This window comes from Micromonospora sp. NPDC049114, from assembly GCF_040648635.1.
Lineage (GTDB): Bacteria > Actinomycetota > Actinomycetes > Mycobacteriales > Micromonosporaceae > Micromonospora.
Window position 1 is genome coordinate 158,849 of record NZ_JBEZEA010000011.1, and the last position, 18,675, is coordinate 177,523.

The 18,675-nt window shown below is 72.2% G+C and carries 19 protein-coding genes; 9 read left to right on the forward strand and 10 right to left on the reverse strand.

The genetic code is table 11. The features are described 5' to 3' along the window. Positions 1 to 27: 27 nt before the first annotated feature. Both AB0B39_RS26385 and AB0B39_RS26390 read right to left on the reverse strand, forming a co-directional pair. Entirely contained in the window at positions 28 to 174 is a 147-nt protein-coding gene (locus AB0B39_RS26385; protein ID WP_007457988.1) for a hypothetical protein, read from the reverse strand. 106 nt (positions 175 to 280) lie between these two features. Further along, positions 281 to 1,126 (reverse strand): peptidase M23, encoded by an 846-nt coding sequence (locus AB0B39_RS26390; protein ID WP_357575675.1) that lies wholly within the window; start codon positions 1,124 to 1,126, stop codon positions 281 to 283. Positions 1,127 to 1,527: 401 nt separating this feature from the next. Between AB0B39_RS26390 and AB0B39_RS26395 the strand changes: the two genes are divergently transcribed. The 4 genes from AB0B39_RS26395 (at position 1,528) to AB0B39_RS26410 (ending at position 4,596) form a co-directional block, all read left to right on the forward strand. Further along, a complete protein-coding gene (locus AB0B39_RS26395; RefSeq protein WP_234587836.1) occupies positions 1,528 to 2,448 on the forward strand; it encodes a PAC2 family protein in 921 nt (306 codons plus the stop codon). A gap of 37 nt (positions 2,449 to 2,485) precedes the next feature. Beyond that, positions 2,486 to 3,283, forward strand: coding sequence for an exodeoxyribonuclease III (locus tag AB0B39_RS26400; protein WP_357497408.1), 798 nt, complete (start codon positions 2,486 to 2,488; stop codon positions 3,281 to 3,283). 48 nt (positions 3,284 to 3,331) lie between these two features. Next, positions 3,332 to 3,649, forward strand: a complete 318-nt coding sequence (locus AB0B39_RS26405) for an antibiotic biosynthesis monooxygenase (RefSeq protein WP_234587840.1) — start codon at positions 3,332 to 3,334, stop codon at positions 3,647 to 3,649. Between the two features lie 71 nt (positions 3,650 to 3,720). Beyond that, the gene (locus tag AB0B39_RS26410) at positions 3,721 to 4,596 is read left to right on the forward strand and encodes an alpha/beta hydrolase (RefSeq protein WP_357575676.1); all 876 of its coding nucleotides are present in this window, start codon (positions 3,721 to 3,723) and stop codon (positions 4,594 to 4,596) included. A 144-nt stretch (positions 4,597 to 4,740) separates the two neighbouring features. On the opposite strand, the gene AB0B39_RS26415 is transcribed toward AB0B39_RS26410, so the two are convergent. Together AB0B39_RS26415 and AB0B39_RS26420 are read right to left on the reverse strand one after the other, a co-directional pair. Continuing rightward, positions 4,741 to 5,337 (reverse strand): class F sortase, encoded by a 597-nt coding sequence (locus AB0B39_RS26415; RefSeq protein ID WP_357497404.1) that lies wholly within the window; start codon positions 5,335 to 5,337, stop codon positions 4,741 to 4,743. Between the two features lie 283 nt (positions 5,338 to 5,620). After that, complete coding sequence (locus AB0B39_RS26420; RefSeq protein ID WP_357575690.1) at positions 5,621 to 6,304, reverse strand: hypothetical protein; 684 nt, start codon at positions 6,302 to 6,304, stop codon at positions 5,621 to 5,623. 130 nt (positions 6,305 to 6,434) lie between these two features. Here AB0B39_RS26420 and trmB point away from each other — a divergent pair, with 130 nt between their 5' ends. The 4 genes from trmB to AB0B39_RS26440 all read left to right on the forward strand — a co-directional run bounded on the left by trmB (position 6,435) and on the right by AB0B39_RS26440 (position 11,617). Continuing rightward, complete coding sequence (trmB, locus tag AB0B39_RS26425; protein ID WP_357575677.1) at positions 6,435 to 7,136, forward strand: tRNA (guanosine(46)-N7)-methyltransferase TrmB; 702 nt, start codon at positions 6,435 to 6,437, stop codon at positions 7,134 to 7,136. Between the two features lie 76 nt (positions 7,137 to 7,212). Further along, complete coding sequence (locus tag AB0B39_RS26430; protein WP_357497400.1) at positions 7,213 to 9,726, forward strand: DUF3516 domain-containing protein; 2,514 nt, start codon at positions 7,213 to 7,215, stop codon at positions 9,724 to 9,726. A gap of 141 nt (positions 9,727 to 9,867) precedes the next feature. Then, a complete protein-coding gene (locus tag AB0B39_RS26435; protein ID WP_357497398.1) occupies positions 9,868 to 10,512 on the forward strand; it encodes a hypothetical protein in 645 nt (214 codons plus the stop codon). Between the two features lie 199 nt (positions 10,513 to 10,711). Next, complete coding sequence (locus tag AB0B39_RS26440) at positions 10,712 to 11,617, forward strand: hypothetical protein (RefSeq protein ID WP_357575678.1); 906 nt, start codon at positions 10,712 to 10,714, stop codon at positions 11,615 to 11,617. Between the two features lie 123 nt (positions 11,618 to 11,740). Here the strand turns inward: AB0B39_RS26440 and AB0B39_RS26445 are convergent, their stop codons facing one another. Genes AB0B39_RS26445 through AB0B39_RS26465 form a run of 5 tightly spaced genes read right to left on the reverse strand, consistent with a single transcriptional unit; the run spans position 11,741 to position 17,746 of the window. Continuing rightward, positions 11,741 to 12,688, reverse strand: a complete 948-nt coding sequence (locus AB0B39_RS26445; RefSeq protein WP_234587856.1) for an iron-siderophore ABC transporter substrate-binding protein — start codon at positions 12,686 to 12,688, stop codon at positions 11,741 to 11,743. Further along, entirely contained in the window at positions 12,688 to 13,593 is a 906-nt protein-coding gene (locus AB0B39_RS26450; protein ID WP_357575679.1) for an ABC transporter ATP-binding protein, read from the reverse strand. The genes AB0B39_RS26445 and AB0B39_RS26450 overlap by 1 nt, the downstream gene beginning before the upstream one ends. A 20-nt stretch (positions 13,594 to 13,613) precedes the next feature. Beyond that, positions 13,614 to 14,711 carry an iron ABC transporter permease gene (locus tag AB0B39_RS26455; RefSeq protein ID WP_357497391.1) on the reverse strand — a complete coding sequence of 366 codons (1,098 nt, stop codon included), beginning with the start codon at positions 14,709 to 14,711 and terminating at the stop codon, positions 13,614 to 13,616. Next, a complete protein-coding gene (locus AB0B39_RS26460) occupies positions 14,708 to 15,754 on the reverse strand; it encodes an iron ABC transporter permease (RefSeq protein WP_357575680.1) in 1,047 nt (348 codons plus the stop codon). Before AB0B39_RS26460 ends, AB0B39_RS26455 begins: the two co-directional genes overlap by 4 nt. A gap of 60 nt (positions 15,755 to 15,814) precedes the next feature. Further along, positions 15,815 to 17,746: a multicopper oxidase gene (locus AB0B39_RS26465; protein WP_357575681.1), complete on the reverse strand. Its 1,932-nt coding sequence runs from the start codon at positions 17,744 to 17,746 to the stop codon at positions 15,815 to 15,817. Between the two features lie 130 nt (positions 17,747 to 17,876). Between AB0B39_RS26465 and AB0B39_RS26470 the strand changes: the two genes are divergently transcribed. Next, positions 17,877 to 18,236, forward strand: a complete 360-nt coding sequence (locus tag AB0B39_RS26470; protein WP_234587861.1) for a YciI family protein — start codon at positions 17,877 to 17,879, stop codon at positions 18,234 to 18,236. A gap of 49 nt (positions 18,237 to 18,285) precedes the next feature. Here AB0B39_RS26470 and AB0B39_RS26475 read toward each other — a convergent pair whose 3' ends face one another. After that, a complete protein-coding gene (locus AB0B39_RS26475; RefSeq protein ID WP_357497384.1) occupies positions 18,286 to 18,654 on the reverse strand; it encodes a cytidine deaminase in 369 nt (122 codons plus the stop codon). Positions 18,655 to 18,675: the final 21 nt, after the last annotated feature.

The following is an 18,675-nucleotide window of genomic DNA, read 5'->3' on the forward strand; positions in this document are numbered from 1 at the left end:
GTACGGGCAGGATGGCCGGTGGCGCGGTCAGCGGCGGCGGTTGGACAGTCGCGCCGCCAACCCCTTGAGCTTCTGCTGGTTGTCGGGCTTGGCCAGCTCGCGCCGGCCCCGGTCCACCAGCTGCTGACCCTTGGGCGATCTCAGGAAGGTGCTGATCCGCTGCATCAAAGACATAACGTCCTCCTGTCGGTGATCCCTCAGTCATGTGTACCCCGAACCCGCAACGGATGTACCCGGGACGCGACAGGCTCAACCCTCACCGTCCACAGTGGTCGGTAGGCTACCGCCCGGCCGGCACGATGGCGTCGACGACCCGGGTGGCCCGCCACTCGTGCTGCTGGTAGTGCTCGGGGTATGCGGAGACCTGCACCGCCTGCGCGGCGTCGGTGAGCCGCATCTGCTGCCAGCCGGGCACCTGCTCCAGCGCGCTGAGGAACTGCCGGGTGGCGAACTCGGGGTCCATCAGCCGGCCGACCGGGCCCCAGCCGCTGCTGGAGCGCTGCTGGAACAGACCGACCGAGTCGTGGTCCCAGCCGACGCCCTGGTGCGGGTAGTTCTGCGACTCCGGCAGCACGCCGCTGGCGACGTTGTAGAGGTTGCTCTCCTGCATGGCGGTCGCCACCGCGATGACCAGGCCACGGCGCGGGACGCCCATCTTGCGTCCGGTGTTGACGATCGCCTCGGCGTTCTCCATCTGGTCGTCGCTCAGGCCGACGACCGGCGCCGGGTCGGTCGGCTGAGCCGAGGCGACCTTGCGGGCACGCGCGGTGGTGTCCGGGTCGGCGGAGGTAGCCGAGGCGGACGGGGTGGCAGAGGGGGTGGCGGCACGGTCGAGAGAGCGGGAAGCGCTCTGCTGCTCGGCGCGCTGCGCCAGCTCGGTGCTGCTGTCGGCACGCGTCGCCGCGCCGGCGGTCTCGTCGCGGACCTGTGCGACGGCGGTCAGACCGAGGCAGCAGACCACGCCGGTGGCGAGGGCCACCTGGGCGCGGCGTCGACCGGTCAGGTCGCGGGCGTACGCCCGAAGCCGACTCGCGGCGGTTGTCCGTTCGGCTGAGGTGCCTTCCTCCGTTTCGGTAGTGGGGCTGCTCGGGGCGTACGGGTCGTCGAGGGTGCCGTCGTCACGCATCAACCGAGGCTAGGCAGGCGGAAACCCCGATCACGCACAGTGATCACGTGGCCCTCGCCACAGAATCAGGGTCTCCGGGTGGACGAGCGGGGCGGCTCGACCCGCCCGGGGAACGGACCTCGCGTACCGGAGAAAACCGGCGCGGCACGTGGGCCGGCACGGACGGCGACAGGGACGGACATCGGGCCGCGAGGACCGACATGATCGACAAACTCGGCCTTTGGGCCGAACCGCCCATCGGCCGAACGACGTAATCGGGTGGTTCGTCCGATCCCGCCCAGCCGACGGTCGACGGATCGCCCGACGCAGGAATGCGCCAGGATGGCGGGTACGTTGCCCGAATCGGGTGCCGTCCACCGTGTCGGCATCCGCGTAGGCACATTTCAGGGAGGTCCGCACCGGTGCTCGACCCACACGAGCTCTATCAGCTCACCGACGATCTGCCCGACCTCGGGCAACCGGTCCTGGTCCAGGCCCTGACCGGGTTCGTGGACGCCGGCAACGCCAGCCGGCTGGCCCGCGAGCAGCTGCTCACGTCGCTCGAGGGCCGGCCGATCGCCACCTTCGACGTGGACCAGCTCTTCGACTACCGCTCCCGGCGACCGGTGATGACCTTCGTCGAGGACCACTGGGAGAGCTTCGACGCCCCCAAGCTGGAGCTGCACCTGCTGAACGACGACGACGAGACACCCTTTCTGCTGCTCACCGGCCCCGAGCCGGACCTGCAGTGGGAGCGGTTCACCGCCGCCGTCGCGGGGCTCGCCGCCCGCTTGGACGTACGCCTCACCGTCGGGCTCAACTCGATCCCGATGGCGGTGCCGCACACCCGGCCGACCGGCGTGACCGCCCACGCCACCCGCCCGGAGTTGATCAGCGGGTACGAGCCCTGGCTGCAACGGGTCCAGGTGCCCGGCAGCGTCGGTCACCTGCTGGAGTTCCGCCTCGGCCAGCAGGGCCGCGACGCGCTCGGGTTCGCCGCGCACGTGCCGCACTACGTGGCGCAGACCGAGTACCCGGCCGCTGCCGAGGTGCTCCTGAGCGCGGTGTCGCGCAGCACGGGGCTGCTGCTGCCCGGCGACGGGCTGCGCTCGGCCGCCGAGGTGGTCCGGGTGGAGATCGACCGGCAGGTCGCCCAGACCGAGGACGCCGCAGCCCTCGTCCAGGCCCTGGAGGAGCAGTACGACGCGTTCGCCCGCGGTCGCGGCGAGCGGAACCTGCTCGCCCCCGACGCCGGTCCGCTGCCCACCGCCGACGAGCTCGGCGCGGAGCTGGAACGGTTCCTGGCCGAACAGACCCGTCCCGGCGACACCCCGGGCAGCTGACCCGGCGACACGGCAGCGGATGCGGCAGGGTGGAGACATGCGCCTGGCGACCTGGAACGTGAACTCGGTGAAGGCCCGGCTGCCCCGGCTGTTGGAGTGGCTGGCCGGCACCGGGCCCGACGTCGTCTGCCTGCAGGAGACGAAGTGCCCGGACGGCGCCTTCCCGGTGGCCGAGGTGGGCGAGCTGGGCTATACCGTGGCCAGCCACAGCGACGGCCGCTGGAACGGGGTGGCGATCCTGTCCCGGGTCGGCCTGGACGACGTCCGCGTCGGCTTCGCGGGTGAGCCGGGCTTTCCCGCACCGGAGGCCCGCGCGATCTCCGCCACCTGCGACGGGCTGCGGGTCTGGTCGGTGTACGTGCCCAACGGCCGCACGCCGGACGACCCGCACTACGCGTACAAGTTGGCCTGGTTCGCGGCGCTGCGCGACGCGTTGGAGGCGGAGCTGGCCGGCGGCCCGCCGCTGGCCGTCTGCGGCGACTTCAACGTCGCACCGACCGACGCCGACGTCTGGGACCCGGCAGTGTTCACCCACTCCACGCATGTCACCCCGGCCGAGCGGGCCGCCCTGGCCGCGCTGCGCGACCTCGGGCTCAGCGACGTGGTGCCGACCCCGATGAAGGGGCCACACCCGTTCACCTACTGGGACTACCGCGCCGGTATGTTCCACCAGAACAAGGGCATGCGGATCGACCTGGTGTACGCCTCGGCCCCGTTCACGCGGGCGGTCCGCTCGGCGTACGTGGACCGGGAGGCCCGCAAGGGTAAGGGCCCCTCCGATCACGCCCCGATCGTGGTCGACGCCGATCTGGTCCCCGCCGTCGAGGCGTTCTGAGCGCCGGCGCTCCCGCGGGAGGGCGCCGGCGCTGGCTAGGGTGGGCAGATGGCAGTCGTGAAGATCAACGCAATCGAGGTTCCGCCGGGCGCGGGCGCCGAGTTGGAGAAGCGGTTCGCGGCTCGGGCGGGCGCGGTGGAGAACTCCCCCGGCTTCCTCGGCTTCGAACTGCTCCGCCCGGTGGCTGGGGAGACCCGCTACTTCGTCTACACGAGGTGGGAGAGCGAGGAGGCGTACCAGGCCTGGGCCTCCGGCCCGTCGCGCGAGGCCCACGCCGCCGCCCCCGGCGACAAGCCCCGCCCGCCGGTGTCCAGCGGCGCCAGCCTCCTGGAATTCGAGGTCGCCCTGCACGTCCCTGCGCCCTGACCCACCTGCCGACGATCCTGGGCTCGTCGGAACCCCGCCCGGGCGGTGACCTGCGCTGATAGCGTCCGGCCATGTTCGACGGGTTCGAAGAGTTCGACATCCCCACGTCCGGCGCGACGATCCACGGACGCCGGGGCGGCAGCGGGCCACCCGTGCTGCTCCTGCACGGCATCCCGGAGACGCACCTCATGTGGCACACGGTGGCGCCCCGGCTCGCCGAGCACTTCACGGTCGTCGCCACCGACCTGCGCGGCTGGGGAGACAGCGGCACACCGCCGAGCACCGCCGATCACGAGCCGTACAGCATGCGCGCCATCGCCCGTGACCAGATCGAGGTGATGCGGCGCCTGGGTCATGACCGGTTCCACCTGGTCGGCCATGATCGCGGGGCCCGGTGCGCGTACCGTCTCGCGCTGGACGAACCGGACGCCGTCACCCGGCTGGCGGTCATGGACGTCGTGCCGGTCGGGGACGTCTACAACCGCGCCGACAAGGCGTTCAGCCTCTCCTACTGGGTCTGGTCCTTCCTGGCGGCGCCGGCGCCGGTGCCCGAGCAGTTCATCGGCGCGGCGCCCGCCGTGCTCGTCGACTACATGCTCGGCACCTGGCCCACGGTGAAGGACGCCTTCCCTGCCGAGGTGCGGGCGGCGTACGTCAGGCAGTTCAGCGACCCTGACACCGTCCACGCGATCTGCGAGGAGTTTCGCGCGGCCGCGACCCTGGACTACCAGCAGGACGAGGCGGACCGCGGCAACCGGAAGATCCTCTGCCCGCTGCTGTTTCTCTGGAGCCAGGAGGGTCAGGTCGCGAAGCTCTACGACGACCCGATCGCGATCTGGCGGGACTGGGCCGACGACGTACGCGGCGGGCCCGTGCCGGTCGGGCACTTCATCCCGGAGGAGGCCCCCGACGAGACGGTTCGCCAGCTCCTGGACTTCCTGCGCTGACGCGGCCCGGCCGTACTGCTTGATCCACTCGGGTTCGGCGAAACCGGTCTGTCCGGGTCAGCCGGACACCGCGACTTCAAGGATTCCGAGTCGATCAAGCGCCAGGGTTCGTCCAAGCAGGCGGGCGGGCGGGCCGGGTCCGTCTCACGGCTTGCGCGACGACTGGAGGGTGGCGAACGCGATCACGTTGTCGGCGTAGCCGGTGCGACCGCCGATGAACTGGCCGCCGCAGGTGATCAGCCGCAGACCGGCGGGGCCGTCGTGGCCGTAGATCCGCTCGGCGGGCAGCCGGTCCTTCGGGAAGTGCTCGACGGTGTCGACCTTGAACACCACCGTCGACCGGTCCGCCCGGACCACCTCGATCAGGTCACCGGGCTTGAGCTTGCCCAGGTCGTAGAAGACCGACGGGCCGCTCTTGGTGTCCACGTGCCCGACGATGACCGCCGGACCGGGCTCGCCGGGCGTCGGCCCACGGTCGTACCAGCCGGTCTCGTTGTGCCGTTCCAACGGCGGTACGGCGATCGTGCCGTCTCGCGCCTGCCCGACGGGCGCCACCGGCGCCTCCACCTTGATCGCCGGGACGGTGAGCCGCACCGGGCGACTGGCCGACAACCCGACCGTCTCGCTGCGCGGTGGGCGGTCACCGCCCGCCGGGGTCCAGTCGAGCGGGCCGACCGAGCGGCCCAGCCCCGCCCCGGTGGCGAAGACCCCCGCCAGCACCAGCACCACAGCCAGCGGCACCGACCAGGGGCTACGGCCCGACGGACGGCTGCGCCGAGGAGCGACGGCGGTCGGCGGCCGGCTCGCGACCGGTGGTCTTTCGGAGGCCGGTGGTCTTTCGGCGACCGGCGGTCGCTCGGCAGCGACTCGCGAATCGCGCGCCGGACGCGAGCCAGCGGGCGGACGCGAGCCAGCGGTCGGCGCCGCGCCGTCGGGTGCCCACGAACCGGCGGGCGGGCCCGAGCCCGTGGGCGGGCGGGAGCCGGCGGGGGGTGGCGTGGGGCGGAAGATCTCCATGGCGGGCTCAGTGGCGCGCGACGCCACGGACGGCGCGGGGCCGACGCAGGGCCACCACGGCGAGGATCAGCCCGGTGATGGTGAGCGCCGCACCGCCGGGCAACAGCAGCTTGCCGGTCATCCCCCCGGAGGTGCCGCCGAAGCCGGTGGCCGGGCCCCGGCTGGGCTGGGGGGACGGCACCTTCTTGACCACCTGGAGCATCGTCGACGCGGTCTCGCCGTCGCGGCACTCCAACTTGACCCGGTAGTTGCCGGGACGGGTGCGCTCGCGCACCATCGGCGCGGCGGTGAGCACGCCGCGCTGCGGTTGCACGCCGATGGCGCCGAACGCGTCGGAGACGACTGTGGCGCCCACCGAGTTGTCCCGACAGCTGGCCCGGATGCCGACCAGGTAGCCGGGCTGCACCGTGCTGGGGCTCACCTCGACGAAGACGTCCACCGGGCCGGGCTGCGGTGCGCCTCCGGGTTGACTCTCGGGCTGACCCCCGGGCGCCGGCGCGGCGAGCACGAGCGGGCCGGCGACGGGCACGAGACCGGCGGAGACGAGGGCAGCCGGCGCGGCGAGCACCGACGCGGCGGCCACGGGACCGCCGGCAGCGGGTGCGGCGTGTGCAGGGGCGGCGGCCAGCAGGGGGCCGGCGAGCACGGTCACCACCGACAGGGTCACGCCGCTGCGGGTCACTGCCACGATGCCCCCTCTCGACGCCGTAGGACCGCGCCGGGCAGCGGACCGCCCGGCCTGCCGTACCAGATCGATCCTCTCATTACCTGTCGCACATCACATCCGATCCGCGGACGACGTCGCGTACGCTCGGGTCGCTGTGACCACCACCGACCCTGACCCCGCCGCCGCCCCGCCCGCGGGCCGGACGATCCGCACCTTCCACCCCCGACGGGGCCGGATGAGCGGCCGCCAGACCGACGCGCTGGAGCGGCTCTGGTCGACGTACGGCCGGGACGTGTCGGGCGAGCCCGTCGACCTGACCGCCCTGTTCGGCCGCCGGGCCCCGGTGGTGCTGGAGATCGGCTCGGGGATGGGCGACAGCACCGCCGCGATGGCCGCCGCCGACCCGGATCGAGATTATCTGGCGGTCGAGGTGCACACGCCGGGAATCGCGAACCTGCTCGACCTGGTGGACCGCGGTGGCCTCGGCAACGTACGGGTGGCCGAGGGCGACGCGTTGGAGCTGGTCAGCGGCCTGCCCGAGGGTGTCCTGGACGCCGTACACATCTTCTTTCCCGACCCCTGGCCCAAGGCCCGCCACCACAAGCGGCGGATCATCCAGCCGGCGCACGTGGCGCTGCTGCGCTCCCGGCTGGTTCCCGGCGGGACGCTGCACTGCGCGACCGACTGGGCCGAGTACGCCCAGGCGATGCGGGAGACCCTGGACGCCGACCCGGAGCTGGTCGACGCGTACGGCGGCTTCGCGCCGCGTCCGGCGCACCGCCCGGTGACGAAGTTCGAGCGGCGGGCGATCACCGCGGGGCGGCCGGTCGCCGACCTGATCTACCGCCGACGGTGACGAGCCGGCCCGGACGGGTGCCCGCCGGAGGTCGGGTTGGCGCGCGGGGGCATGATCCAGGCACCATGGACGGGATATGACGCTCACCGCCGCGCTGCCGACAAGCGCCGACCCCGACACCCTCTTCGACGCGTTCGCCAGTTGGGCGAAGGAGCGCGGCCTCGACCTCTACCCCCATCAGGAGGAGGCGGTCATCGAGATCGTCTCCGGCGCCAACCTGATCATGAACACGCCCACCGGCTCGGGCAAGAGCCTGGTGGCGATCGCGGCGCACTTCGCGGCGCTCGCGGACAGCCGGACGACCTTCTACACCGCGCCGATCAAGGCCCTGGTGTCGGAGAAGTTCTTCGCGCTCTGCGAGGTCTTCGGCGCCGAGAACGTCGGCATGCTCACCGGCGACGCCAGCGTCAACGCCGACGCCCCGATCATCTGCTGCACCGCGGAGATCCTGGCCAACCTGGCGCTACGCGAGGGCGCCAAGGCCGACGTCGGCCAGGTGATCATGGATGAGTTCCACTTCTACGCCGAGCCCGACCGGGGCTGGGCCTGGCAGGTGCCGATCATCGAGCTGCCGCAGGCCCAGTTCGTCCTGATGTCCGCCACCCTCGGGGACACCACCCGGTTCGTCGACGACCTGACCCGACGCACCGGGCGGCCGACAGCCGTCGTGCGCTCGGCGGAGCGGCCGGTCCCGCTGATCTTCTCGTACGCGATGACGCCGCTGCACGAGACGCTCGAAGAGCTGCTGGAGACCAAGCAGGCCCCGGTGTACGTCGTGCACTTCACCCAGGCCGCCGCGCTGGAACGCGCCCAGGCGCTGATGAGCGTGAACGTCTGCACCCGCGCCGAGAAGGACATGATCGCCCAGGCGATCGGCGGATTCCGGTTCACCTCCGGCTTCGGCAAGACGCTGTCCCGGTTGGTCCGGCACGGCATCGGCGTGCACCACGCCGGCATGCTGCCCAAGTACCGCAGGCTCGTGGAGACCCTCGCCCAGGCCGGCCTGCTCAAGGTCATCTGCGGCACCGACACCCTCGGCGTCGGCATCAACGTGCCGATCCGCACCGTGCTCTTCACCGGCCTGTCCAAGTACGACGGGGTGCGCACCCGGCTGCTCAAGAACCGCGAGTTCCACCAGATCGCCGGGCGGGCCGGCCGGGCCGGCTACGACACCATCGGCCGGGTCGTGGTGCAGGCCCCCGAGCACGTCATCGACAACGAGAAGGCGCTCGCCAAGGCCGGCGACGACCCCAAGAAGCGCCGCAAGGTGGTCCGCAAGAAGCCGCCGGAGGGCTCGATCGGCTGGGGCCAGCCCACCTTCGACCGCCTCGTCGACGCCGAGCCGGAGCCGCTGACCTCCAGTTTCCAGGTCAGCCACTCGATGCTGCTCAACGTCATCGGCCGTCCCGGCGACGCGTTCACGGCGATGCGGCACCTGCTCACCGACAACCACGAGGAGCCGGCCGCCCAGCGCCGGCACATCCGCCGGGCCATCGCCATCTACCGGGCGCTGCGCGCCGGCGGGGTGGTCGAGGAGCTGCCCGAGCCGGACGAGACGGGCCGGCGGATCCGCCTCACCGTCGACCTTCAGCTCGACTTCGCCCTCAACCAGCCGCTCTCCCCCCTCGCCCTGGCCACCATCGAGCTGCTCGACGCCGAGTCCCCGTCGTACGCGCTCGACGTGCTCAGCGTGATCGAGTCGATCCTCGACGACCCCCGGCAGATCCTCTCCGCACAGCAGTTCAAGGCCCGCGGCGAGGCCGTCGCCGCGATGAAGGCCGAGGGAATCGAGTACGAGGCACGCCTCGAACTGCTCGACGAGGTGACCCACCCGAAGCCCCTGGCCGAGCTGCTGGAGGCCGCGTACGAGATGTACCGGCAGGGCCACCCGTGGGTCGCCGACCACCAACTCTCCCCCAAGGCCGTGGTCCGCGACATGTACGAGCGGGCCATGACCTTCACCGAGTACGTGCAGTTCTACGGGCTGACCCGTTCGGAAGGGCTGGTTCTGCGCTATCTGGCCGACGCGTACAAGACGCTGCGCCAGACCGTGCCCGAGGACGCCAAGACCGAGGAGCTGATCGACCTCATCGAGTGGTTGGGCGAGCTGGTCCGCCAGGTCGACTCCAGCCTCATCGACGAGTGGGAGCGGCTGCGCAACCCGTCCGACGTGGCCGAGGTGGCCCAGGCGCACGCCTCGCTGAGCGACCGGCCACCCGCGGTGACCCGCAACGCGCGGGCGTTCCGGGTGCTGGTGCGCAACGCGCTGTTCCGCCGCGTCGAGCTGGCCGCGCTGCGCCGCTGGGACCTGCTCGCCGAGCTGGACGCCGAGGACGGCTGGGACTACGACGCGTGGGCCGACGCCCTCGCGCCGTACTTCGAGGCGTACGACTCGATAGGCGTCGGGCCGGACGCCCGCGGCCCGGCGCTGCTGATGATCGAGCAGGGCCGGGAGCGGTGGACCGTCCGGCAGATCTTCGACGACCCGGACGGCGACCACGACTGGGGTATCAGCGCGGAGATCGACCTCGTCGCCTCGGACGAGGTCGGGGCGGCGGTCGTCCGGATCACGGACGTCGGCCAGCTCTAGCCACCGTTTCGACAGGGGGTCGTCCGCACGCCGGGCGGCCCCCTTTGTCGCGTCTTCCGCACCTCCGTTTTCACTGGGCGATGTCAGGGGTGTCGATTAGAATGTATGTACTAATACCGCTCCTGAACTGGGAGGACGCCCGTGACCGCGCCCGCCTCCACGCCCCTCACGCCGTACGCCACGTTGCTCGGTTTCACCCGCTACGTCGACCGCACCGGCCCCACCAAGGCGACCTTCGTGGGCGGGCTGCGCAAGCAGCGCGCCAGCCGGTCCGGCTTCAACCCGCACGGCCAGTTCGTCAAGGCGCTCAAGGCCGACATCGCCTTCCACACCGGCGGCACCCACCTGGCCGGGGTGGCCGACATCGTCAAGCCACGGTGGCGCCCGCTCTACCAGGCCCTGGTGCCCGGTGCCACGGCCTGGCTGCACTCCCTCGGCGATCCGGCCGCCATCGACCTCGCCCAGACCCGCGACGCCCTGGCCATGCTGGGTGACCTGCCCGTCAAGATCAACCCCCATTTCGGGGTACGCCACGCCGACGGCCGCGCCGAAGCGGTCCGCCTGCACTTCGACGAGGCCCCACCGAGCGAGGAGTCGGTGCTCGCCACCCTGCACCTGATGGCCCGTCACATGGACGCGGTCCTCCCGCACGCCGAGCCGGTCCTGGTCGACGTCCGCCGGGGCCAGGCCCACCGCACACCCGCCGACGCCAAGCCCGACCAGATCGAACGATGGCTCTCCGGCGAAGCCGCCGCCTTCCGCGCCATCTGGTCCACCGCCGCCTAACCCCGACCACCGCCGCTGTCCTGTCCGACTCCCACACCCCACGTACGCCAAGATCCGCGCAACTTCAGCGATGCTGCTGCTTCAGGATGTCGAGAGGCAGCAAGAACCCCGAAGTTGCGCGGATCTTGGCGTGTCGGGAGCTGCGCGGGGTTATCCACAGGGGCTGCCAACCGGCAGTCCTGGCGGTCAGGGTGACGTCATGCCTGTTTCCCCACGACGGCCGCCGAGGCTGCGGGGGCGCGTCTTTCGCGGCTCCCACGTCGTCGCCCAAGGCCTGCTCACCCGGACGGAGCTGCGCAGCACGGCATGGCGCCCCTTGTTTCGGGACGTGTACGCGGATGCCAACCTGACAGTCACCCATCGCACTCGTTGCGCCGCCGCGGCGCAGTGGGTGCTGCCACCCGGCGTGGTGATCGCTGGCCGCAGCGCGGCAGCGCTCTATGGCACCGCATCGGTCGCCGACGCACAGCCTGTGGAGGTGCTCGTGCCCACCGGCCAGCGATTCGGGCCGGTGTCAGGGTTCGTCGTGCACACCGGCACGCTTGCCGTCACCGACGTGACGGTACGTCAGGGCGTCCCCCTGACCACCCCGACGCGCACCTGTTGGGATCTGGCCCAATGGCTGCCGACCGAGGAGGCTGTCGCCATTGTGGACCGCTTCGCCCACCAACACCTGGTGGATCTCGCCCAACTGCACGCGGACGCCCGAGCACAGATCGGTAGGCGAGGCTGGAAGAGCATGGCGAAGGTGGTCGAGCTGGCCGACGCCGGGGCGGAGTCGACGCCGGAGTCTCGACTGCGAGTGCGGATCGTGCTCGCCGGGGTGAGTACTCCCGTGACCCAGTTCGTCGTGGAGCGCGACGGGAAGTTCGTGGCCCGTCTCGACCTGGCCTGGCCCCATCTCAAGGTGGCGGTCGAGTACGACGGATTGTGGCACCACGATCCTGAGCAGTTCCACCGCGACCGGCGTCGCCTCAACCGTCTGCTCGGTGAGGACTGGATCGTCCTGCACGTCACCGCGAAGCGATTCCACGAGGACTTCGCCGGCTTCCTGACCGAGCTCCGCCACGCCCTGGCTTCTCGCGCTGGCGCCCACCCCCGCTGACCACAACGGCCAAGATCCGCGCAACTTCAGGGATCCTGCTGCCTCGCAGGCTCGTGAGGCAGCAGTTTCTCCGAAGTTGCGCGGATCTTGAAAACGCGACCGGCGCGCGGGGTGCGCGGCTGGTCAGGCGGCCGGGAGGTACTTGGCCAGGTCGTCGAGGATCTTGTTGGCGGCGCCGACGCCGATGCCGGTCATCCAGACCTCGTCGGAGACCGGGTACGCCTTGCCGGCCTTGACCGCGCCGAGGCCCTTCCAGAGGGTGCCGCCCGCCACCTTGGCCTGCTCGGCGGCTGCCTTGTCGCCGTACGCGGTCACGAAGATGACGTCGCCGTCGACCTCGTTGATCCGCTCGGGGCTGACCAGGTCGAAGCGCTTGTCCTCCTTGTTGGCCAGCATCTGCCGCTCGGGGCGGCCGAGGCCGGTGTCGCCGACGACGATGCCGGAGAAGGAGTCCGGGCCGTACACCCGGATGTTGCCCGGGATGAAGCGCACGATCGACACCTTGCGGGCGGCGGGGTCACCGAGGGTGGCGCCGAAGTCCTTGGCCCGCTTCTCGTACGCGCCGAGCAGGTCCTTGGCCTGCTGTTCGCGGCCGAGCGCCTTGCCGTCGAGCAGGAAGTTGTCCTTCCAGGTGATGCCCACCTTGTCGGTGAACACGGTGGGCGCGATGGCGGCCAGCTCGTCGTAGAACTTCTCCTGGCGGAACTTGCTGCCGAGGATGAGGTCCGGCTTGAGCGCGTTGATCGCCTCCAGGTCGGGCTCGGTGAGCACCCCGACCTCCTTGATGCCGGTGAGCTTGTCCGCACCGAAGTACGTCGGCCAGCTCTTCGCCTCACCTGCGGTGGCCGCGCCGACGGGTGTGATGCCCAGCGAGAGCGCCGTGTCGATCTTGTCGGTGTCGAGCACGACGACGCGCTTGGGGTCGGCCGGGACCTTGGTGGTGCCCATGGCGTGGGTGATCTCCCGGGTCTCCCCGGTGGCGGAGCCGGCGACCGGGTCGCTCTCACCGCAGGCGGTGAGGCCGGCCCCGAGGGCGACGGCCGCGGCGAGAGCGGCGACGAGACGACGCATCAGAGTCCTTTCGAGGGGTACGTGCCGGCGAGCGGGTTGACCGCGTCGCCGGTGGCGGGTCGGGCGTCCGGTACGGACGCCGTCGACGAATCGGGGCCGCCGACGGCGGGGCCGCCGGTGTGGGCGGGGCCGCCGGTGTGCGCGGGCACCACCAGCGGGGCTCCGGTCACCGGGCAGGGGACGACGACGCAGGCCAGCCCGAAGACATCCCGGACCAGGTCCGCGGTGAGGATCTCCCGGGGCGGCCCGGCGGCCACCACCGCGCCGGCGCGCATCGCGATCAGGTGGTCGGCGTAGCGGGCAGCCTGGTTGAGGTCGTGCAGCACGGCGACCACGGTGCGGCCCCGCTCGACGCGCAACCGGTGCAGCAGATCCAGCACCTCCACCTGGTGGGCCAGGTCGAGGAAGGTGGTCGGTTCGTCCAGCAGCAGGGCGTCGGTGTCCTGGGCGAGGGTCATGGCGATCCACACGCGTTGCCGCTGGCCGCCGGAGAGGCTATCCACGGGCCGGTCGGCCAGGTCGGCCACGTCGGCCAGGCTCATCGCCTCGTCTACCGCCGCGGCGTCGGTGGACGACCACTGCCGCCACCACCGCTGGTACGGCTGCCGGCCGCGCCCGACCAGGTCGGCCACCGTGACGCCCTCGGGTACGAGCGGGCTCTGCGGCAGGACGCCGAGCCGGCGGGCCACGTCGCGGGTGGGCAGGTCACGGATGGCGGTGCCGTCCAGCAGGACCGTGCCGCGTCGCGGGGTGAGCAGGCGGGCCATCGTGCGCAGCAGGGTGGACTTGCCGCAGGCGTTGGGGCCGACGATGACGGTGAACGCGTCGGTCGGCAGGTCCAGGGTGAGCCCGTCGAGCACGGTCCTCTCGTCGTAGCCGACGACCAGGTCGCGGGTGGAGAGCATCACACGACTCCTTGAGGGCGTCACGACGACCGCCGCCGTCCACGAAGCAACAGGAAGATCAGGTACGGGCCGCCGATCGCGGCGGTCAGCACACCGGCCGGCAGTTGGGTGGGTGCGAACAGCCGCCGGCCGGCCAGGTCGGCCAGCACCAGCAGCAGCGCGCCGAGCAGCGCGGCGCAGACCAGCGGGGGCCGTTCGGCGCGGACCAGCCGGCGGGCCAGTTGGGGTGCGACGAGCGCCACGAAGTCGACGGCGCCGACCTGGGCGGTGACCATCGCGGCGACGAGCACGCCGGTGCCGGCGAGCCCGATCCGGCGGGCCACGGGACGCAGCCCGACGCCCCGCGCGGTGTCGTCGTCCAGGGCGGTGCTGTTCAGCGCCCAGCCGGCCCAGGCCAGCACCGGCAGCAGCACCAGCATTGTGCCGGCGATCCAGGCGGCCTCGGTCCAGCCCTTGCCGGCGAGGGTGCCGATCAGCCAGATCTGCGCCCGCAGCCCGTCGATCGGGTCGGCGGTGAGCATGACCACCTCGGTGAGCGCCCGGAAGGCGAACGCGACAGCCACGCCGGCGAGGACGAACCGCTGCGCGGCCAGTCCGTGCCGGGCGCCGAGGGCGAACAGCAGCACCGCCGCCAGCAGGCCGCCGACCAGCGCGCTCGGCGCCACCAGCACCGCCGCCGCACCGCTGGTCAGCGCCACTGTCGCGGCGAGGCCGGCGCCCTGGGTGATGCCGATGACGTCCGGGCTGGCGAGGGGGTTGCGCGCCACGCTCTGGATCAGCGTGCCGGCCACGCCGAAGGCCGCCCCGGCCACCGCGGCCAGCACGATCCGGGGCAACCGCAGATCAAAGACGACGAGGTCGTACGGGGTGCCCGCGCCGGAGAGCGCCCGCAGCACGTCGGCCGGGGCGACGTACGGGGTGCCGAGGGACAGGCTGAGCAGCATCGCGAGCAGGAGCAGCACGGTCAGCACGGCGGCGACCAGCACCGCCCGGCGGCGGATCTGCAGGCTGACCGGGCCGAGCCGCAGCAGCGACCGTCCCGGCAGTCGGGCAGAGCCGCCACCGGGCGAGGCGGCGGGGCCTGCCGGGCCGGGGACCGGGCGCTGGGCGGTCGTCACGCGGTCACCACCCGGGCGCGGCGGACCAGCACGGCCAGCAGCGGCGCACCGATCAGGGCGGTGATGATCCCGGCCGGTATCTCGCCGGGCGGGGCGACGAGCCGGCCGACGACGTCGGCGCCGAGCAGCAGTGCGGGCCCGAGCAGGGCGGAGACGGCGAGGGTCCAGCGGTGGTCCGCGCCGACCAGGGCACGGGCCAGGTGCGGCACGGCCAGTCCGACGAAGGCGACCGGCCCGGCGGCGGCCACCGCGGCGCCGGTCAGCAGCACCGCGGCGAGGCCACCACCGAGGCGGACCAGCCCGATGCGGTGGCCCAGGCCGCGCGCCACGTCGTCGCCGAGGGCCAGCGCGTCCAGGCCCCGGGCCACCAGGACCGCCAGCAGCAACCCGACGAGAACGAAGGGCAGCACCTGGGCGGTGACGCCGAGGTCCCGGCCGGCCAACCCGCCGACGACCCAGAACCGGTACTCCTCGAAGGTGCGGGCGTCGATGCTGAGCAGCGCGTACACCCCGGAGGCGAGGCTGGCGTCGAGCGCCGCGCCGACCAGCGCGAGGGTGACCGGACTCGCGCCCTCGCGGGCCCGGCTGGCGATGGCGAAGACCAGCAGCCCGGCGACCAGCGCCCCGGCGATGCCGAACCAGACGTAGCCGGCGAGCGTGCCGACGCCGAAGACGGAGATGGCGAGCACCACGCCGAACGACGCGCCGGCGCTGATGCCGAGGATGCGGGGCTCGGCGAGGGGGTTGCGGGTGAGCGCCTGGAACAGCACCCCGGCCACGGCGAGGGCGAGCCCGACAGCGAGGCCCAGGGCGGTACGCGGAATGCGCAGTTCCCGAACGATCGTGCTCGCGTCGCTGCCGTCCGGCGCGACGAGGGCGTGCCACACGGCACCGACACCGAGTGGCCGGCTGCCCAGCGCGAAGCTCGCCAGCACGGCGAGCAGCAGCACCAGTGCCGCCCCGACGGTGACGGCCACCCGCCGGCCGGTACGGGTACCGGACCGGTTGCGGGCCGGCGTCGGCCGGTCGACGAGGGTGGTCACGAGTCTCCTGCACGTTCGAGCTTAGGTTCGCCTAACCTTAGCCGACCTGCAGAAAGTGACCTAACCGGCGTCGGTCGATGCCGACCCGGACGTGTCCGGGTCGCGCGCCGTGCTGCCGTCCCCGGTCGCCGCACCGCCGCCCGGCAGCACGTCCAGTGGCCGCATCATCTCGTTGTCCTCGTGCTCCAGGAGGTGACAGTGCCAGGCGTAGCGGCCGGGCAGGTCGAAGCGCGCCTTGATCCGGGTCACCTCCCACGGGTACGCGAGCACCGTGTCCATCCGTCCCCGTTCCCCCGGAGCCGGCGGCACCCGGCCCGAATGCCCGCGGCCGAGCACTTCGAACTGGGCCTGGTGCAGGTGGATCGGATGGACCAGGCGGGTGAAGTTGCGCAGTTCCCACACCTCGGTGGCGCCGAGGGTCGGCTGCTCGGTCGTCGGATCACTCCAGCGCATGGGCCGAGGACGGCCCCGCTCGTCGAGGGTGCCGAGCAGCATCGTCATCGACCCCGACGAGCCGGACATGCGCTCGTTGAGCGACAACCGCCGAACCCGCTGGGCCGCCGGCAGCCCAGGATGCGCCGGCAGCCGCAGCTGCTCCGGCGGCACGCTCGGGTCCGGGCCGGTCGCCTCGGTGACCACGAAGCGCAGCACCTGCCCGGTGGTTCGCGGATCGGCCGGCGGGAAGTCGACCCCGGGCCGGCCACCGCGGTACGCCCAGTCGGGTCCCTCGTTGACGAGGTACAGCTCGGTCCCGGCGGGCACGTCGGTGAAGTCGACGATGACGTCGACCCGCTGGGCGGGGCCGAGGCCCACGCGTTCGTGCGACACCGGCTCGGGCAGGAACCCGCCGTCGCTGCCGATCTGCCAGATCGGCAGCACCGGGCGGGCCGGCCGCGCCGTGGCGTGGGCAGCCACGCTCAGCAGCAGAAAACGATTGTTCGAGGCGTTGAGCAGGCGGAACCGGTAGCGCCGCCGCTGCACCGTGAGGCTGGGCCAGGTGCGACCGTTGACCACGATTGTGGAGCCGGCGCCGTGCCACGAGCGCTCCCCCGGGTAGAGCAACTCGCCGTCGGCGGTGAAGCTCCGATCCTGGATCATCAGCGGAATATCGCGGTAGCGGACGTCCGGAGGGTCGTCGTGGGCCGGCCCCGGGCCGGGTAGGACCCCGTCCGGCAGGTCGTCGCCGCCGAGCAGGTAGAAGCCGGCCGGTCCGGCGTAGACGTTCTGGGCGGTCACCCCCAACGTGTGGTCGTGGTACCAGAGGGTGCCCGGCGCCTGGTCGTTGGCGTACTCGAAGGTGGCCGAGCCCGGCGCCCAGCGCAGACCGGAACGCTCGGCGAAGCGGGACCGGAACTCGTCGTACACGCTTCCGCAGACGGCGAAGTCGGACGGCAGATCGCGCGCCACCGGCAGGTACCACGCCTCGGCGTGCCCGTCGCTCTCCTGCGGGCTGTGTGCACCGTGCAGATGCACCACCTGGGGCACCGGCCCGCGGTATCCGCGCGGGTCGCCGTCGCGACGGCCGTGCTGGTCCCGGTTGGCGTTTCCGCCGGCGGGGTTGGCCCAGTGCAGGGTGGGATCGACCGGCAGCAGGTGCGGCAGAAAGTCGCCCCGCCCGTCGACGAGTTGATTGACCCAGGTCACGCGCACCGGGTGGTTCACCCGCGCCACGATGCTGGGCGCCGGAGAGCCGAAGCTGCCGGGGTGGGCCGTCGAGCCGTAACCCCACACCGTCGTACGCGGCCACGAAGGCGGCAGGATCTGCTGGCGGAACTGTCGTACGCCGATGACGTACGTGTCCCGCTCCGGACCGGTCGCCACGGCCGGCATCGCCGGTGGGATCCGCAACGGCGCGACGTACTTCGGGATGTCGGCGGCGTCCAACGACGCCACTCCGGCGAGCGCGCGGCCCGCGGCCGTGGAGCCCGCCGGGACCAGCACCGCCGCGCCACCGGCGGCACCGGCGGCAAGCAGCCCTCGTCTGGTGACCATGCCACACCTCCCATTCGCGTCCCATTCCCCGATAAGAGAATGAGTTTCGCGGACGGAAACAAGTGCGACAGAACACCGATGCCACCCGTAAGAGGGACATCCGGCCCCGATCGCGCCATAGGGTGTGAGCATGCGATTCGACAGGCACACGGTCGTCCTCCTGATCCGGCCGTCGGATCCGCCGGACCTGCCACTGGAGGCGATCGACCGGGTGCAGAGCGCCCACCTCGCCCATCAGGCGGGGTTCGTGGAGCAGGGGCTGGTGCTGGCGGCCGGGCCGTTCCTGGACGCCGACGACGGGCAACTGCGGGGCTTCGTCGTGTTCTCGATCTCGCCGGAGGAGGTACGCGCGCTCTACGCCGACGATCCGGCCGTCCGCGCCGGCCTGCTCGTCGCACGGGTGACGAGTTGGATGGTGCCCGAGGGCAACGTGCGGTTCGAGAGCGTGCCGATGCCCCGGTCGATGCTGGAGGCGGCCTCCGGCGACTGAAGCCGGCGAATCGGAACCCTCGACGGTCAGCCGAGCGGGCTCTTGACGGTCAGCCGGGCAGGCCCTCGATCGGGACCACCCGCAGGTCGTCCACCTCGCCGACGATCACCCGCAGCGACGGAAAGTAGGCACCGAGCACCTGAGCGCACCTGTCGCACGGCTCGATGACCGCGCGGCCCCGGTCGGTGACCGTGACGATCGTCTCCAGCTCGGTCACGCCCTGCGTGGCGGCGGTGCCGATCACGACCAGTTCCGCGCAGGTGTCGCCGCTGTCGTGCTGGATGTTCACGCCGGAGAACACCCGCCCGTCGGCGGTCCGGGCGGCCGACGCACCGGTGTGGCGCTGGCTGCGGCACCGCAGCTTGGCGACCGCCGTGGCGGCCTGCACCAACGCCCGGTCGGTGTCCCGCAGCTCCATCCCGGCCCCCCAGCGCTCGAC

Excerpts from the sequence above, each read along its gene's own strand:
- AB0B39_RS26385 (WP_007457988.1), bottom strand. The coding sequence starts at position 174 with ATGTCTTTGATGCAGCGGATCAGCACCTTCCTGAGATCGCCCAAGGGT.
- AB0B39_RS26390 (WP_357575675.1), bottom strand. The coding sequence starts at position 1,126 with ATGCGTGACGACGGCACCCTCGACGACCCGTACGCCCCGAGCAGCCCC.
- AB0B39_RS26400 (WP_357497408.1), top strand. The coding sequence starts at position 2,486 with ATGCGCCTGGCGACCTGGAACGTGAACTCGGTGAAGGCCCGGCTGCCC.
- AB0B39_RS26405 (WP_234587840.1), top strand. The coding sequence starts at position 3,332 with ATGGCAGTCGTGAAGATCAACGCAATCGAGGTTCCGCCGGGCGCGGGC.
- AB0B39_RS26410 (WP_357575676.1), top strand. The coding sequence starts at position 3,721 with ATGTTCGACGGGTTCGAAGAGTTCGACATCCCCACGTCCGGCGCGACG.
- AB0B39_RS26430 (WP_357497400.1), top strand. The coding sequence starts at position 7,213 with ATGACGCTCACCGCCGCGCTGCCGACAAGCGCCGACCCCGACACCCTC.
- AB0B39_RS26440 (WP_357575678.1), top strand. The coding sequence starts at position 10,712 with ATGCCTGTTTCCCCACGACGGCCGCCGAGGCTGCGGGGGCGCGTCTTT.
- AB0B39_RS26445 (WP_234587856.1), bottom strand. The coding sequence starts at position 12,688 with ATGCGTCGTCTCGTCGCCGCTCTCGCCGCGGCCGTCGCCCTCGGGGCC.
- AB0B39_RS26450 (WP_357575679.1), bottom strand. The coding sequence starts at position 13,593 with ATGCTCTCCACCCGCGACCTGGTCGTCGGCTACGACGAGAGGACCGTG.
- AB0B39_RS26465 (WP_357575681.1), bottom strand. The coding sequence starts at position 17,746 with ATGGTCACCAGACGAGGGCTGCTTGCCGCCGGTGCCGCCGGTGGCGCG.
- AB0B39_RS26470 (WP_234587861.1), top strand. The coding sequence starts at position 17,877 with ATGCGATTCGACAGGCACACGGTCGTCCTCCTGATCCGGCCGTCGGAT.
- AB0B39_RS26475 (WP_357497384.1), bottom strand. The coding sequence starts at position 18,654 with ATGGAGCTGCGGGACACCGACCGGGCGTTGGTGCAGGCCGCCACGGCG.